We start from the raw sequence: 17,720 nt of genomic DNA on the forward strand, positions 1-17,720 counted from the left end.
TTACTGTAACAATTATAAATTTGTATCATAATATATAATTTATGAAGGTTTTTTATCCTAAGAAATATCTAGGGAGGTTTCCAATGTTTAATAATGAACTTGATTATTGTCCTTACTGCCCTGAAGAAGTTACTTGCCCACGTGAACATGAACATATAAGGAACTTTGATGATGTTGAAGATTCTAGTGAAGTTCTATTTGATGACTTCTTGTATGAGTATGATTTCTTCGATGAGACTAGAGATGAAGACCATACTATAGAAAGAAATGTCTTTCTTCCCCCTCCTACAGCTGGCAGATGGAGCCAGTGGGAAGACCTTGGTGGCGTTTTATCCTCAGGTCCAGGGGCTTCTTCTCAAGGACCTGGTAGGCTTGATACTTTTGTAGCAGGAAGTGATAGAGCTCTATTTCATAAGTTTTGGAACGGCTCAAGGTGGAGTAATTGGCAAAGCCTTGGTGGAACAATAACATCTTCTCCTGCTGCGGTTTCATCTAGAAACAATAGAGTTAATGTATTTGCTAGAGGTACAGATAATGCTATGTGGTATATATCTTGGAATGGCTCCCGTTGGAGTAGATGGGAAAGCCTTGGTGGAGTATTAACATCTGCACCTGCTGCTGCATCTACTGCACCTAACAGAATAAATACTTTTGTGCGCGGTTCTGACAATGCTCTTTGGCACAAATGGTGGAACGGAACACGCTGGAGTAACTGGGAAAGTCTTGGTGGCAGATTAACTTCATCACCTACTGCTGTTTCATGGGGGCAAAATAGAATCGATGTATTTGCCCGTGGACAAGGTGATCGTCTTATTCACAGATGGTGGAATGGTTCCCGTTGGAGCAATTGGCAAGACCTTGGTGGTAGGTTAACTTCAGCTCCTGCAGTTTCCTCTAGAGGACCAAATAGACTTGAAGTATTTGCTAGAGGTACAAACAATCAATTAATGACTATGTCATGGAATGGTTCACGCTGGAGCAATTGGTCAAACCTTGGAGGTATTATAACTTCAGACCCTGCTGCTGTATCCTGGGGACCAAATAGAACCGACGTATTTGCTAGAGGTACAAACAATGCTATGTGGCATATTTGGAGAAACTAAATATATATTGCAATTAGTATAAAAGATACCCCCTTATGTTAAAACATAAGGGGTAGTTTTTATTTAAGAATATTTAACTTAAACCTTCCAATTATACCTGCATGGTCAGATGGCCAAAGTTTTGTTTTTGTTCTACTTTCCTTGGAGTCTCCTATTAACTTTGCTTCAATAATATCAAGATTTATATTATTTTTTAATAATATAAAATCTATTCTCTCATTTAAATATGAATCTGCATTTAGAAGGTCAGGGTTCTGACAACAGGTAAATCCATCACCTTTCCCAGAAATAGTCCAAATATCTTTAAAACCTGAGGCAATTAAATTTTCATATGTCTTTGTACTACTTCTATCAGCTTTTGAGTTAAAGTCCCCTATAAAAAATAATGGAAGATTTGTCTTTCCTGGACCTAATAATAATTCATTTGCCTGTGAAACCTGTACTTCATGGGAAAATGGTTCTAAATGAGTATTAACTACTCGAAAATCATATCCTTTTAATGAAATATCAACAGCTGACCATCCTCTTCGAATAGAAACTGTCTGTCCTATTACATTAACTTGTAAATTAGTTTTAAAGTTTGACTCCCACTTTCTAGTAATCTTTAAATCTGAATTTTTACGAATTAAAATAACATCTCGATCCTTTAGACATATATAATTCCCTTCGCTACTGGGAAGTGTAGCCTCTGCATTTTTATTCTGTGTGGCGACTTCATATTCTACTCCCTTAGATTTCAATTCATATAGAAGAATATCTAGAAAGTCATATACAACTTTATTAGAATTAGGAGGAATTAGTTCCCATATAGCTACCTCCTGTAATCCTATAATATCAGGTTTATTTAAACTAATTTGATTTGCAATAGTCTTTGCACGGCTTGGAAAATTTGTCGCAAGGAATTGCCGAAACAATTCTGTAACTCTTTGAGGGATTTGCATAGGAGTTGCAGCTATCATAGGAGTTAAATCCGCACCTAAATAAATGTTCCATGTCATAACTGAAAATGTAGCATCTCCTTCTATTTTCAATCCAATCACTTCTTTCTTTCTCACTATAATTTAGTATATGTTTTATCTAATTAAAAGTGTTATATATTTATAATGAGTTTTACACTTGGTAGATTCTCTATATAAACTAATGAATAATTATAGCTAAATAGAACATAATAACTATGTAAATATTATAGTTATTGGAGGAATTTAATATGAATCATGATCATAACCACAACCCAAGCATAGGATGCATTGTATCTGAATGTCAGTTTCACTGTAAAACTGATGACTACTGTACTCTAGATAAGATACAAGTAGTAAAGCACGAACATGAAGCAAGTACTACTGAGTGTACAGATTGCGGAAGCTTTAAAAGAGGTCTAAAATAGTCTAATTTGAAAATCCAACATAGGTGGTATCCTCCTATGTTGGATTTTATTTATATATTAAATGATTTGTAAAAGCTTCCTTCTTTATTTATCATACCTTGAATATCTACAAATGGTATTTTAAATGTAACAAATCCCGCTGCATATGGAGCTAATTCATATGGTGGAAAATATATATAGAGATTATTTTCATCAATATAAAAACTTTGATCAAGGGTTATCCCTTTAAAAGCATTATCAAACAGATCATTATATTGTGGGTCAGTTTTTATCATATTCTCAATGATTTTATTTAGTTCACCTACCCAATATACTCCCCCCATAAATAAGTCCCCTAGGCTATAAAACTTGCCTGTTACTAGGTCTATACTAGGTGTTTTCTTACTTGGCATTCCATGTGCAGCACCAAATGGATAGTAATATCCTATTAAATTAAGAACTAACAAGTTTTTCTTAAAGAACTCAACTGAAAAATCACCATAATAATTATAATTTAACACATCATCTGGATTAATAGTTTCTGGAGATTTTGTATTTTCTTCAGTATAGGGTTTAAAATAAGACATTTCCTTTAATCTAAGATTTATATCTTTTTCAGTCTTCTTGTCTGTTACTCCCTTAACTTCTGGATAGTATATTAAGTAATTAATGTTAGGCTTATATTTAAGCCTTGTAGCTGAGTACTTAGGACTAAGAACTATAGTATCATTTGGTTTATAAATTACCTTACCTGACCTAGTTAGATAGTATGGAGAAAAGTCTATGTTAGCTCTTATAATATCATTAACAAATCTTAATTCACCACTTCCCTTTACTATAGGAAGGCTCTTATCTATATTTCCATTCTTGTCTATAAAAAATGTATAATTACTGTCTGACCCGTATGAAAGCCCCTTCTCATATTCACCTACCACTAGATATTTAAAATCACTTAACCTTTTACCAGTAGTATCTCCAATAGCGTATATACTTGTACCTATATTTTTATCATCACCAATAGGCATCCCAAGCGCTAATCTACCTTCCCCTAAGTGTTCTATTTTACTATAAATAGGTGTAAATACATATTTGCCTTCTAGATTTATCACACCATATTTAAAGTTGTAAACTTCTTCTGTACTTACTATAGCAACACCATCTTTAAAACCAGTAGCTACTTTGTATATAGGTTTAATAACTACCTTACCTTCTCTATTTATATATCCAAATGGACCATTAAAGGAATTAGCAAAAACCATTACCCCGTCCCCATATTGACTTACATACCCATAATTATAAGTATTTAAAAGCTTTCCCTCTTTATTAATCAATCCATAAACATCATCTTTCACCTTAACTAGAGCCACATCATCATTAAATTCATTTGCCTCAAGTAGTTTTGGAGGAATTATCTCATTCCCTTCTCTATCAATGTATCCATAGGTATAAGAACCATCTTGATTACTAACACCTATAATAGCCCTTCCCCCAGTATAATCGCTAATAAAGCTATAGGATTTCTTGGTGATTATATTTCCTACTTCATCTATAACCCCCATAGTGCCATTTAATACATATATTGCGCGTCCTTCTTTATATGGATTGATACTATCATAAATAGGTTTTATAACATACTCTCCCTTTGTATTTATACCACCCATTAGTTTATTTTCCTGAACTATTCCTATACCTGACCCATTAAAGTCATAGGCAATTTGGTATTTAGGCTTTATAACAAAATTCCCTTTAGAATCAATATATCCATAGATAGCTCCATCTTTCTCATTCCTTAGTGCTGGATATAGTTTAATTGATTCTATTCTGATTTTATCAATATCCTTACTCTTTTGTTTTTTCCTTTGCCTTTTTTCTCTACCTTTTCTTGAACTCATTAAAATACCATCCTATTAAATTCATGATATTTTATAATATTCAAGTTAAATAAAGAGTGTGTAAAACTAAATTAAATTAGTCTTACACACTCCTTATTTAACTATTAGTTATGCAGTAGTACATACACCTTATGGTTTAAGAATTACTTTAATACATCCATCGCTTTTCGTATCAAAAATTTCGTATCCATGTGGGGCATCATCAAGATTTAGCTTGTGAGTAATAATATCACTTGGATCAACCTTTCCTTCAGAAAGAAGTTTATAAAGGGTTGGCATATAAGGAATTACAGGCGCCTGACCTGTTCTTAGATTTATATTACGGCTAAATATATCTCCAAATGGAAATGCGTTATATAAACTGCCATAAACCCCTGTTACTTGAATGGTTCCACATTTTCTCACCGCCTGAGTTGCTATAGTTATTCCACTCATAGCTCCCCCTTGAAGTTTTAGGTTTGATGCTATTTTCTCAATTGTATTAGTCTTTCCGTCCATACCTACACAATCAATAACAACATCTGCGCCACCCTTTGTTATCTCCTTTATGTATTCTCCTGTTTCTTTATATTCTTCAAAGTTAACAATCTCTACATTATTATGCTTTTTAGCATGTTCTAAACGATAACCTATGTAATCTACAGCTATAACCCTTTTAGCTCCAAAAAGCCATGCAAACTTTTGTGCTAAAAGTCCTACTGGTCCACAGCCTAGTACAACAACCGTATCACCTTTTTTAACCCCTGCATTATCTACGCTCCAATAAGCAGTAGCCATAGCATCTGACATAAGTAATAGCTTCTCATCCTCTACTTCACAGTTTTCTGGAATTTTAAAAGGAGTAAAGTTACCATATGGTACTCTCATATATTCAGCCTGACCTCCAGGATACCCACCAAATGTGTCAGAATACCCAAAGAATCCACCAACCTCACCATGTGGATTAGAGTTATCACATTGAGATGTTAAATCATGCTTACAAAAAAAGCATTCCCCACAACTTACATTGAAGGGAACTATAACCCTATCACCTTTTTTAAGCCTTGTTACCTCAGGACCTACTTCCTCTACAATCCCCATAGGTTCATGTCCTATAATATAATTATGAGGAAGATTAGGTATCATGTTATGAATTAGATGTAAGTCTGATCCACATATAGCGGTACTTGTTACTTTGATTATAATATCATCAGATTTATGAATCTTTGGTGCTTCAACATCTTTAACTTCTACATTTCTCTTTCCTTGATAAGTTACAGCCTTCATTAATATACCTCCTAAATTTTATAACATCTAAATTCTTCCCATAAGAAAGCCTCATAATACAAAAATTCCCTAGAATTAAATCTAGGGAATTTAAAATACATTTTGAAATTATTCCTTTACTCCTCCTGATGTAAGACCCTTTACAAGATACTTTTGTATAAATATAAAAATAGCAAATACAGGTATAACAGAGATTACAGATGCAGCCATCATCTTATGCCAAAATGTTTCGAATACTGATTTATATGTAGTTAAGGCAACAGATAAAGTTCTAAGTTCTGGCTTTGTTATAAAGGTCTGGGCAAATAATAAATCATTCCAAGAAACTATAAAGGCAAAAAGTCCTGCTGTTATTATTCCTGGAGCAAGTAGTGGCATAAGTACCTTTCTTATAGCTTGAAGTCTCGTACAGCCATCTATCATAGCTGCTTCCTCTAGGCTTTTAGGTATTCCCTCCATATAACCATACAAAAGCCACACAGTCATTGGAAGAGCAAATGCAGTATTAGGTATAATTAGAGCTATGTAAGTATTTAAAAGACCAAGTTGCCTAATTATTACATACATTGGTCCAATTAAAATAACAGCTGAAAACATTTGAGTTATTATTATTAAAAATAAAAATGCCTTTTTTCCAAAGAAATTAAATCTTGATACAATATATGCAGCAAGTGAACCTAAAGCTGTGCATAATATCATAGTACTTGTTGAAACTATAATACTATTTATAAATGCTTTTTTTATATTTCCATCCTTTCCCCAAACAGCAAAATAATTAGAAAAATCTAATACCTTTGGTATAAAGCTTGGAGGCCATTTTGTAACCTGCTCAAATGATTTAAATGAAGTTGATAACATTATAAAAAATGGAGCTATCATAAAAGCAATAATTATAATGACCATTATACTTTTTATAACTTTAGATATAGTTGATTTTTTTATATTTTTCATACTTTATTCATCCCTACTTATTTGTTTCCAATAAAACATACTTAGTATTGTTAAAATAACAAAAACTATAACAGATAGTGTTGCACCTACCCCAAGATTGTACTTCCCAAAGTTTTCATTATATATCTTTATCATCATAGTCTCAGTTGCACCCATAGGACCACCACTTGTTAAAACATAAATAACATTAAAGGTATTAAATGTCCAAATAGTCGTTAATGTTAATGCTATTAAAATTACTTTTTTCATACCTGGCAATGTTATATATATAAACCTTTGAATAGAATTTGCTCCATCTACCTTTGCAGCTTCATATAATGAGTCATCAATTGAACCAAGCCCTGATAAAAACATCATAGTTATGAAGGGTATCCCTATCCATGCATCTACAAATGATGTTGATATAAATGCTAGGGTAGGCTCAGACAGCCAAGGTATAACTTTATTTGCTATACCTATTTCTTGCAAATAGTAATTCAAATAACCGTAATCACCATTTAATATCCAAGACCATAATATTCCTACTACAACCTGAGGTATAGCCCATGGTATTAACATTAAAAATGTAAGTGTCTTCTTTAGATATATTTTCCCATTTAAAAACATTGCCATTATAAATCCTATACACATCTTTAAAAACACTGTTAAAATAGTCCACTTAAAGGTTAAGATTAATGTTCCGTAAAGCTTTGAATCTAATAATACATTTTTGTAATTTTCAAGTCCTACGAAGGTGTTATTAGATCCTATTAAGGATACCTGCTGAAATGAGTATTTAAATGTTAAAATAAGGGGGTATCCATATGTAACAATCATAAATATAAGTACCGGGGCTATAAGTGCATAGGGTGTTAGCTTTTGTTTATTAATATTAACCATAAGTCCTCCTTAAATAGATTTCTATTAAAAGAAGGTAGCTAAACAGCTACCTTCTTTTATTACTTTGTAGTTAATTCTTTTTCAGCACTTTCTAAGGCTTCTTTAGCTCCTGTTTTTCCAGTCATAACCTTTTGAACAGCTGTTACAAATTCCTTATTAAATGTATCCCAAACTGGAACTTGTGGTTCCCCTATTCCATATTGAATCATTTCTTTAAATGGTTTTAAGAATTCATTATTATATCTTTCTTCCTTTTCTTCCGCCTTAAGTATTGGGAAGAATCCTATTGCTTCGTCATAAGCATTTTGATATTCAAACTTACCCATGTAATTTATAAGCTTCCAAGCAATATCTTTGTTCTTGCTAGCTGATGATATTGAGAAAGAGTCCGTTACTAAAGTTTCTGCTTTGCTTGCTCCAGCTGGCAATACTGCTACCCCATAAGGAGCTTTTTCTTTACCTGCCTCTACCTTCTTTTTCTCCCATGGTCCTGAGATAAACATTGCAAGCTTACCATTTTGGAACATTTGAGCTTGATCTGATCTTTTTGTTGCAACTGGGTCTGGTATTAACTTAGCATCATTAAACTTCTTTAAAAACTCTAATGTTTTTATATTTTCAGTTGTAGCTAACTTAATGTTTCCATCTTTATCTGTTGCAGATCCACCGTTTTGATAAATGAAGTTAAATATCTCATCTGTACCTGATGCCATATCTGTAGGTACTGCAAAGCCATACATATCTGACTTCTCCTTCTTAACCTTTTCAGCAGTAGAATATAATTCATCCCATGTTTTAGGTGGTGTTTTTATTAGATCTGTTCTATAGTATAATGCCCTTGATGAAAATGCTAATGGAATTCCATATTGAACTCCCTTAATATTTGCTGTTTTTAAAACATTTTCAACACGTTCTTTTTTAAAGTCCTCTGTTATGTAATTATCTAATTTTTCTATTGCACCAAGTTCAGCAAATTGTCTAAGTGATCTTGAACCTGTAATAATAACATCTGGTGATTCATTTGCTTGTATTAGTGATATTAACTTGCTATTAGCTTCCTCCCAACCTGCTGGTACAACTTGTACATCTACATTTGGATTTTCCTTTTTGAAGCCATTAATACCTGAATCATATAATCCCTTAAATAGTTCATCTTCATAACCAGGTATGAATATTTTTATAGTCTTTTTTTCATTTGTCGCCTGTTGTTTTTCCTCTTTTTTATTAGTGCTACTACAAGAAGCTAGTAAACCTGTAACTAGTGTAGCAATAACTAAAAAAGACAACATACGAAAACCTTTATGTTTTCTTTTCATTTTCTCTCCCCCTTCAAACTATATTTACTATATTTTTTAACATATTCCTATTTGATTATACAAAAGGAGAATTATTATTACTAATATATAAAGTATATACAAAATAAGTTTATTATAGAAAATATCTATAATAACTCTAATTATTATATCTAAATATTAATCCCAAGTAGGGAAACTAAATTTTCCTACTTGGGACTTTAAATCTTACTTAACTTCTTCTATTAAAAATGTTTTTTCATTTTGCTTTTCAAAACGTAAGTTTGTTTTCTTAAGCATTCCTCTTATTAAACATTCTCTAATATCATGATAAACATCTACAGGAATTCCATAACTCCAAAATTCTTCATGAACATCAATACGTCTTTTCCAAAGAACTCTACCTTCTTCACTTTCCATAATCTCACTTACTCTATCACATGGCATACCATCTAGTAAGCTTGCCTCGATTATTTCATAGGCATCCTTTGGAGTTTGTAAATCACTAGTAGAGATTCTCTCTCCTATACTTTCAACCAAGCTGAAAATATCATCCTTACGTGATTTATCATCAAGTAACAAATGACTTACAACATAGGCTAATCTTTTTTCAGCAACACGTATTTGTTCTGAAAGCCAACCATGTATATTGCTAGTATCAATTACTTTATCTAATTTATCATTCTCAACTGTTCCAATATTATTATCTACTTCATCTTTCATATTGCTATTCCATGATTTGCTCTTAGCAAGCTCTAATATCTCCTGAGTAATATTTTCTAGCCTTTGAATTTTATCATATACTCTAAAGTGGATAGGTGCTAAAAATGCACTCATTTACTTCACCCTCTTACATAATTATTTTTCTTATCTTTTATTTTTAGTAATTTTAAATTATTTATTCTTAACTATCTTACTTTTTTGTATTCCATGATAATAGTCTTTGACTTCCTGTTAAACTTCTAATGTGAGTTACATCCTGCATCATTTCAAGTACCCCTCTAAAGTTTCCATTATCATCTCTTACTGCATTATAAATTATGTATATAAACCTTCCATTAATCTCAAGCCAAAATTCAGCCATGTCCTGCTCTCCAGACTTAAAGGCTTTAATAATCTCCTCAACAGTATCTACACTTTCTCTTGGGTGGCAGTTTTGAACCATTCTCCCAATAACTCCTGGACTTCTTGGGAATACTCTATGCTTGGTATCACTATAGAATTTGACAATTTCATCTTCATCTACAAAGGATAAATCTACCTGAAGATGTTTGAAGATAAGATTAATCTGTTCAAGTGTTAACTTTCCTTGAGCAACATCTAGTACTTCATTATTCGGTGAAGTGTTAAGCACACCGTGTTTTTGAAGTACACTAGCTAAATCCTTTAATAATTCATTGTTTGAGGCATTCTCTTTCTCCTTCTTTGCTTCTCCAAACTCAGGCGGAGTATCAATTAGACAATAACCAATTTCATCATCTCCTTGCCTCATTTTTACAAAGTCCTCATGGGAAAGAATGTCTATTGAAGTTGGAAATAGGATTTCTTCTTCCTTTACCATCATATCCTCAACCATTTCTATTACTTCATCTTGAAGCTTTAAAAATTCAATATCCTCATCATTTTCTAAGTGTATCTTCGCCTTTTTAATTATGTCTTTAATATCGTTGTCAAGTGTCCACATTACCTTTGAAGGTTTATCAAAGCCCTTATTTTCTAGCGCTGCAAATAACTGATTTTGTTTTCTTGCAAAATGAATATTGATTTCACCTAATTTATCATAAACCTCTGCCCATTGATTTTTTATAAATTTTTTATCTTGCATTCCCTTCATTTCACTAAGAACTTTTCTTATAGCCTTTACTTCATTTAAGTAGGTTTTAATTGGATGTCCAGGTGGAAATTCTAATCTTTCACCTACTAGTACTCCATCAAAGATTTCTAGGATTTCATCCATTCTTTCAGCTAATACATCATCTGAAATACCATACTGTTCAAGATATTGTTCACAAAGGGCAAATTCTTGTGCTGTCACCTTATCAAATGATACTCTCAGCTCATTTTTTGCTTCTTCTAATGAGATGTTACCTCTTAAATAATCAACTTTAATAGCGATAATTCCCTTAATTTTCTTATCATCAAGGTTTAAGTATTCGCTTATCTTCATGGTCTCTAATTCAGGCTTAGGTGTAAAGTATACATGGAACTCTTCATCACTTACTTTTTCTACCCTTTTATCAAAACCCTTTTCTTCCATCATTTTGTACATAGGAAAGGGCTCAAAATCCTTAATTATATGTATTCCTTGATTAGGCTTTAAGTCTTGAATTGCTTTAGTAATGCAATCTCGAAAAGACTCATGTTCTCCACGTCCATCTATAGTTATGTATTCAATTTCTCTTTTCATACTTTCTCTCCATTCTATATTTAAATAGTCAGTATAAAACCTTATCTTTTCTTTATCTATAGTAGGGAATTTAATTCTTATATATATACTACAATAATCTTTTATTTTGAAATATGATTTTAATCACACATATGAAAAAAATTCTCAACTATACATAAATTATAAACACGTAATCTAAAACATATACCTTTAACATACATAAAAAAGACAGCAAGCATAAGCTTACTGTCTTCTAATAACTATTTTATTTAATAAGTATATTCTAGGTTTTCTTTTATATTGAAAAAATCTGAGTAATCTATTTTAAATAATGGCTTTTTAACCTTAGAAATATCTATTTCTTCCTTAATTAATTGTGTTAATATTCCTGTATATGATAAGTCTCCTTGAATTATAGCACCATAGATTTTACCATCTTTGTGTATTATCTTTTTATAGTTATTTCCTTCTATTTGTATTTCTTCTTTATAGCTTTCATCAGGTGCATTAATCATTCCAACAGACATTGTAGGAAGTCCAAAAAAGTTCATGGTGTTTTTACTTCCAAAGAAGTCAGTCATAACAGTGTTAATCCCAGCCATGTTGCTAGCAGCTATAATTCCTTCCTTTACAGCAGTTGGCCAAATAGGATTTCTTCCTGTTACATCACCTGCGCCATAAATGTCTTTTATATTTGTTTCTCCCCTCTCATCTATAATAAGGCCAAACTTATCAACTTCTACTCCACTTCCCTCTAAAAAGGCTATATTTGCCCTAACTCCAGTAGCTACAACTACAAGTTCACAGGGAATCTTCTCTCCTGTACTTATAAGAAGCTGCTTTGGATTATTATTTTCATCAACAATAAGCTTTTCAACTTTAATGCTAAGTTTTAAGTCTACCCCTTTTTCTTTAAATAGTTCTTGGTATTTTGAAGCTGCATACTCATCAAGTTGAATACCTAAAATTCTATCATTTGCTTCAGCTAGGGTAATTTTAACACCACTATCCATAAGTCCTGAGATTGCATCAATTCCTACAAGCCCTGCACCAATTACCACTACATTTTCTACATTGCTTGCTATTTCCTTTATTCTTACTGCATCATCTAGGTTTCTAAGTCCTATAACATTATTAGCTTCTCTTAGGTTTTCGATTGGTGGTATAAAGGCTGAAGCACCACTTGAAATAAGTACTTTATCGTAATTTATCATTCTTCCATCTGAAAGATGAATTTCATGCTTTTTAGCATATAATCTTACTACTTCTACACACTTTATACACTTTATATTGTATTTTTCAAAGTAATTTTTATCGGAAAAGTTTAAATCCTCTACATCTCTATGCCCACTAATATAATGATGTAGTATACATCTTGAATAGACATATTCATCCTTTGAAATTAGTATTATTTCTGCATTTTTATCAATTTCCCTAAGAGTTTTTGCTCCATTTATTCCTGATGCTGATGCCCCTATTACAACATATCTCATCTATTCCACCTCTTCTAATGTAAGTGCTCCCATTGGACACCTAGCTACACATTGGGGAGTACCCTTTTTTGTAGAGCTACACATATCACATTTCATAATTTCCTTGTGACTTTCTTTATCAGCTTTTAATACTCCATAGGGACAAGACATTATACACATAAAACAGCTTGCACAGCGTGATTTATCATATTCCACAATACCTGTTTGTGGATTCTTTTTCATGGCACCTGCCATACAGGTATATACGCATTCAGGCTTATCACAGTGTCTGCAAAATATCGGAGCATATTTTTCATCACTGGTTATGGTAACTCTACTTCTACTATCTGATGAACCGTGGGAAGAAGTACATGCAACAGTACATGTAAGGCATCCTACACATTTACTTCTATCTATATTTATTCTTTTCAAGTAACCTCCCCCTTAGCTTTAAATCCTTTGAATATTCACTGTTACATACTTATATGATGGTTCCTTAGAGTAAGTATCAAAAACATATGGTGTTAATATATTTGTGTTGAAATAATGCATTGGTGCAAATAATTGATTCTTTTTAACACTATCACTTATTTTAGCAATAAAATTTGCACTTTCTCCATTTGAGGATGTTATTAATACCTTTTCGTTGTCCTTTATATTTAAATCCCTAGCTAATTCACTATTCATAAATACATGGGAACTTAAAAAAGTTATATCCTCAACTGTAGGGATTTCTCTAGTTCTTGTTTGTGTATGCCATTGCCCTACTGTTCCTCTTCCTGAATTTAATATATAAGGAAATTCAGGTCTTGGAATCTCTGGATAATCTACTACATCCTCATACACGAATCTTATCTTACCACTTTCAGTAAAGAATCTATTATCCTCATATAATCTTCTCTCGTTATCCTCTAATTTATCTCCTTCTCTAAATGGCCATTGGACTCCAGTAGAGTTTACTAACATATCATAATCTACACCGGTTATATCACATGGCATGCCACTACTAAATTGCTTTATTATTTCAAAGGCATGTTTTGGTGTTTTCCATTTATCTAATGCTTTTCCTACCCCAAGTGCCCTTCCTATTCCAAGGAAAATTTCATAATCAGTTAATTCTCCCTCTTCCTTTGAAAGAATCGGAACAACAGCTGATAGCCTACGTTCTGTATTTATTAAAAATCCTTCTTTCTTTAGTGATGATACAGAGGGCAAGCATAAATCACAAAGCTTTGCACTATCTGTATCACTATATAGGTCTTGAACAACAAAGAACTCTAGGTTTTTAACTACTTCTTTAAATTCCTTATTATTAACCCAGGAATCCGCTGGATTAGTTCCAACTACCCAAAGTGCTTTAATCTCTCCGCTTTTTATTCTCTTTATAATTTCATCATATGGGATTGTTGGCTTTGTTGGGATTTTATCTTCTTCAATATCTAAAATATTAGCAACATATTCTCTGTGATTTTCATTATTGTAATCCCTTCCAGCATATAGCGTTGTAGTATTGCTATACATTCTTGAACCCATAGCATTACTTTGTCCTGTTAAGGAATTAGCACCTGTTCCTTCTCTTCCTATGTTCCCAGTTATTACAGCAAGATTTATTATTGCCTGTGCTGTTCTAACTGCTTGAAACCCTTGGTTAACACCCATGGTCCACCAAAAAGAGACTCTTTTTCCTTTGTGAATCATCTCAGCTAGTTCTAGTACACGCTTAATTGAGATTCCCGTTTGCTCCTCAACATTTTCTAAGGTGTATTTTTTAACATGATTTTTAAAGCCATCGAAGCCCTCTGAGTAGTTCTTTATATAATCTTTATCAATCCATTCGTTTTCAATTAACACATTAGCTAAAGTATATAGCAGTACAATATCTGACTTTGGTTTAATGTCTATCCATATATCTGAATTAAGTACTGTTTCTGATTTTCTTGGATCTATAGTGATTACTTTTGCATCTTTGTTTCCCTTTACTCGATCCCAGGCTATAGGATGAGCTATTACTGGATTAGCTCCAATAAATATAATAGTATCTGAAAGTTCTAAATCCTTTAATGTGTATGGAGGTGCATCAAATCCAAAGCTTTGCTTATGAGCTACAATAGAGGTTGCCATGCAAAGTCTTGTGTTTCCATCACCATTTATCCCCATATGAATTCTTCCTACAAAACCTAGTAGTGCCACTTCCTCAGTAGTTATTTGACCTGTACTTAAAAAAGCTACACTTTCCTTACCATATCTTTCTTGAATTTCTTTCATCCTAGTAGCAAAGGTTTTAAAGGCTTTATCCCATGGTATTTCACCCATTTCACCTTTTTCATTTCTTAAAAGAGGTTTTTTATGGGGTTCATGCTTAGTTTGTTGTTTATCTAAATTTAGTCCCTTTATACAGCAAAATCCATTATTTACAGGATAATCACTAGTAGGTTCAACCCTCTTTATTTCATTGTTTTCAACATAAAAATTTAGATTACATCCAACTGAACAATAACTACAAACTGATTGCTTTATATCCAATACAATCATCTCCATTTCGCTTTAGTTTTCTTACAATAACCTTATATTTCTCTATAGCTAAGGATTTAATACTTATATACTATGATATAATAAGCCTTTGTTTTAAGGTGTGATTTAAATCACATATATAAAAACCTTTAAGTTAATTAACTTGAAAGCATAAAATAGCCTAGAGGCATTTACACCTCTAGGCTATTTTTTAAATTATATTAAGTCATTTAACTTATTAAAATCGTTAATATTACTTTGCTTTTAATCTATGTCTTACTTCAATTACTATTCCTACAATACCAAGCGTTATAAAAGCTGTAATTAAAACAGTTGAAAATGGGAATGCTTGAGCTTTAGCTACATTAGATTGATTAGATTGGGCCTTATCATATGTTCTTGTTAATGCGCTAGCACCAACATCTTTCAGAATATCTGATCCAGTAACTCTTCCTTGACCAAGTACAAGGTCTACATTTGTAATGCCTTGTCCACCTAAGTTTATTGATTTATTACCTTCACGATCTTCAACGTGCCAACCTAGAACTTCACCATTTTTAATATCGTCTACAGCTATTTTGAAGTATCCTTCTGGACCCTTAGCACTTTCCCCTACTGGTATAGTTATTGGTTCCTTATTAGTCCACATAATACCAAAGTTGTGTCCTGAAGGACATCCAACAGGCCAAACTGAGAATCTTTTATCGTCCTTATAATCCTCACCGTATTTGATATCAAATGTGTCCCCATAAATCTTAAGCTGTACCTTACCATCTTTAAAAGAATCCTTTGGTACTATAAATCCTGCTACATCTTTATATTCAAAAAGTATCGCTTTACGAGCAACTTCATCTTCTATAAGTCTATCTTTAAGAAGTGGTCCTAATGTCTTCTCAAAAACAACACTACCACCTTCAAGTACTTCTATCTTAGCTGTTCCCGCCTTTTCATCAATATTAGATAGACGAATTGTACGATTGCCTACCTTCCATTCTTGACCTTTACTTGCAAAACCGCTAAATACTTTTTTATTAGCCATTAGCATACGGTCAGTACGAACTCCTGAAATCCAATTGAATACTAACTTCTCCTTTGAAGCCTCACGAACTACCCCTTGATTGTATAACTGGTTGAAATGTTTTCCTTGCCACCAGTTAGTTTGTGTCTCTGAAAATACAGGCTTACCGAAAGCCCACTCCCAATCAGTACCAGCAATAGTTTTAACATCTAATGTATGATTGCTTGTAGTTCCATGACCAACAGAAGCGTAGTAATAATAAACTTGTCCACCTACAACAACACTACTTTTTGCAGGTATTGTAACATCTTTCTTAACATCTATAGTCATATCATATTCAATATATGTAGGTTGTTTACCTAGGTAGTAAATTGGCTCACCTTGAAGTGCAACTTCTCCACCCATTGTATCTTCTAAGTAAACAAGTCCTCCAGCAGGAATGACAACCTTGCCATTCTCTACCTTACTTTGGCGAATTATTATACCATCATTTTTCTTTCTTGGCTTTCCGTAATCATCCTTAACAACCTTTCCTTGTACAAGACCTGGAAGACCTGGAACATAGGCTGGGTTTACAGGTTGATCCTTTACTAGAGAAAGTGGAGGTGCAGCAACCTCCTTAGTATTTATTTTATGAGCTATTGGTAATCCCGGGCGAGCAGGGGTAAGCAATGCTGCTGCTTCAGCATCAGTTATATTAGAAGCAGCTAACCCTTTAGAAGAAAATCCAAAGCTTGCTATTATCGAAAGAGCTACAGCCCTTTTAATTGATTTTTTAAAATTCATTATACTTTATCTCCTTAATTTGATTTTGCCTGTGATTGACATATGGTTACTGGACAACATTTAGTTTTTCTAGATAGATACATAAATCCATACATAATTAAAATAAAATTACTTAGAGTTACAACCCACTTTGGTATCTCTCCCATTGCAAGTCCTAGATTCGCAAAGAATCCAATACCAACTGTTGCGAGTACTGGGGCTAAACAACTAAATGAAAGTGTAAGTCCAACTAGTAGTCCCCCACCAACTACACCACCTGTTGCAGCTTTTGCTCCTATTTGACGTATCTTTATTAAAGCAAAACCTGCAAATGTAATTGCTAAAGCAAATGAAAAACTAGATAAGTATTCCTGTTTACGTGTGAAACTTGTCCACCATGCCTCATTTACTGAATATTTAAGATGACCAGATTCATTAAAATCATTTGAAGTAAACTCACAAACTGCCCCTACAGTTGGATTTTCAGGCACCTTAAATGTTATACGATCCATGGCAACAAAACCAAGGAATCCCATAATAAAAAGAATTACGAGAAATAAATTTGCTTTTTTCATATAATACCTTTTTCCCCCTAGCTAAGCTTTAATGATAAGCCTTTACCTCATAATTAATCTCTGGATAAGGACTTTTAAGAATGCTGTTAATAACTCCTTTAACATAGAATTTATCAAGATTATTTCTAGGTAAACAATAGTTTTAGTAGGAAATAGCACATGAATTATCTATGTAACTTTAATATAAGTGTTAATAATATGCTTCCTAATCATTAATAGCTTAATTATTTTGTTAATCTTCCTCCTT

At 32.7% G+C, this 17,720-nt stretch carries 15 protein-coding genes; 2 read left to right on the top strand and 13 right to left on the bottom strand.

The window, feature by feature from the left end; translation table 11 throughout:
* Positions 1–83: 83 nt before the first annotated feature.
* Positions 84–1,103: a PLL family lectin gene (locus CLCY_RS06055; RefSeq protein ID WP_048570230.1), complete on the top strand. Its 1,020-nt coding sequence runs from the start codon at positions 84–86 to the stop codon at positions 1,101–1,103.
* A 59-nt stretch (positions 1,104–1,162) separates the two neighbouring features.
* Here CLCY_RS06055 and CLCY_RS06060 read toward each other — a convergent pair whose 3' ends face one another.
* The gene (locus tag CLCY_RS06060; protein WP_242844944.1) at positions 1,163–2,143 is read right to left on the bottom strand and encodes an endonuclease/exonuclease/phosphatase family protein; all 981 of its coding nucleotides are present in this window, start codon (positions 2,141–2,143) and stop codon (positions 1,163–1,165) included.
* Between the two features lie 167 nt (positions 2,144–2,310).
* Here CLCY_RS06060 and CLCY_RS13470 point away from each other — a divergent pair, with 167 nt between their 5' ends.
* Positions 2,311–2,487, top strand: a complete 177-nt coding sequence (locus CLCY_RS13470) for a DUF1540 domain-containing protein (RefSeq protein WP_082141733.1) — start codon at positions 2,311–2,313, stop codon at positions 2,485–2,487.
* A gap of 50 nt (positions 2,488–2,537) precedes the next feature.
* Here CLCY_RS13470 and CLCY_RS06065 read toward each other — a convergent pair whose 3' ends face one another.
* The 12 genes from CLCY_RS06065 to CLCY_RS13325 form a co-directional block, all read right to left on the bottom strand.
* Entirely contained in the window at positions 2,538–4,358 is a 1,821-nt protein-coding gene (locus CLCY_RS06065; RefSeq protein WP_048570232.1) for a WG repeat-containing protein, read from the bottom strand.
* A 129-nt stretch (positions 4,359–4,487) separates the two neighbouring features.
* Positions 4,488–5,624, bottom strand: coding sequence for a zinc-dependent alcohol dehydrogenase (locus CLCY_RS06070; RefSeq protein WP_048570233.1), 1,137 nt, complete (start codon positions 5,622–5,624; stop codon positions 4,488–4,490).
* Positions 5,625–5,732: 108 nt separating this feature from the next.
* Positions 5,733–6,575, bottom strand: a complete 843-nt coding sequence (locus CLCY_RS06075) for a carbohydrate ABC transporter permease (RefSeq protein WP_053083278.1) — start codon at positions 6,573–6,575, stop codon at positions 5,733–5,735.
* A gap of 3 nt (positions 6,576–6,578) precedes the next feature.
* Positions 6,579–7,454 (bottom strand): carbohydrate ABC transporter permease, encoded by an 876-nt coding sequence (locus CLCY_RS06080; RefSeq protein WP_048570234.1) that lies wholly within the window; start codon positions 7,452–7,454, stop codon positions 6,579–6,581.
* A 59-nt stretch (positions 7,455–7,513) separates the two neighbouring features.
* Positions 7,514–8,770, bottom strand: coding sequence for a sugar ABC transporter substrate-binding protein (locus CLCY_RS06085; RefSeq protein ID WP_242844945.1), 1,257 nt, complete (start codon positions 8,768–8,770; stop codon positions 7,514–7,516).
* A 204-nt stretch (positions 8,771–8,974) separates the two neighbouring features.
* A complete protein-coding gene (locus tag CLCY_RS06090) occupies positions 8,975–9,583 on the bottom strand; it encodes a hypothetical protein (protein WP_048570235.1) in 609 nt (202 codons plus the stop codon).
* 76 nt (positions 9,584–9,659) lie between these two features.
* A complete protein-coding gene (locus CLCY_RS06095; RefSeq protein WP_082141734.1) occupies positions 9,660–11,153 on the bottom strand; it encodes a DUF438 domain-containing protein in 1,494 nt (497 codons plus the stop codon).
* Positions 11,154–11,401: 248 nt separating this feature from the next.
* Positions 11,402–12,625, bottom strand: a complete 1,224-nt coding sequence (locus CLCY_RS06100) for an NAD(P)/FAD-dependent oxidoreductase (protein ID WP_048570236.1) — start codon at positions 12,623–12,625, stop codon at positions 11,402–11,404.
* Entirely contained in the window at positions 12,626–13,036 is a 411-nt protein-coding gene (locus tag CLCY_RS06105) for a 4Fe-4S dicluster domain-containing protein (RefSeq protein ID WP_048570237.1), read from the bottom strand.
* 18 nt (positions 13,037–13,054) lie between these two features.
* Positions 13,055–15,136 (bottom strand): molybdopterin oxidoreductase family protein, encoded by a 2,082-nt coding sequence (locus tag CLCY_RS06110; protein ID WP_048570238.1) that lies wholly within the window; start codon positions 15,134–15,136, stop codon positions 13,055–13,057.
* Between the two features lie 232 nt (positions 15,137–15,368).
* A complete protein-coding gene (locus CLCY_RS06115) occupies positions 15,369–16,919 on the bottom strand; it encodes a hypothetical protein (protein WP_053083279.1) in 1,551 nt (516 codons plus the stop codon).
* A gap of 14 nt (positions 16,920–16,933) precedes the next feature.
* Positions 16,934–17,473, bottom strand: a complete 540-nt coding sequence (locus tag CLCY_RS13325; protein ID WP_053083280.1) for a hypothetical protein — start codon at positions 17,471–17,473, stop codon at positions 16,934–16,936.
* Between the last annotated feature and the right edge of the window lie 247 nt (positions 17,474–17,720).

Source organism: Clostridium cylindrosporum DSM 605 (assembly GCF_001047375.1).
In the GTDB taxonomy this organism is placed as follows: Bacteria; Bacillota; Clostridia; order Clostridiales; family Caloramatoraceae; genus Clostridium_AB; species Clostridium_AB cylindrosporum.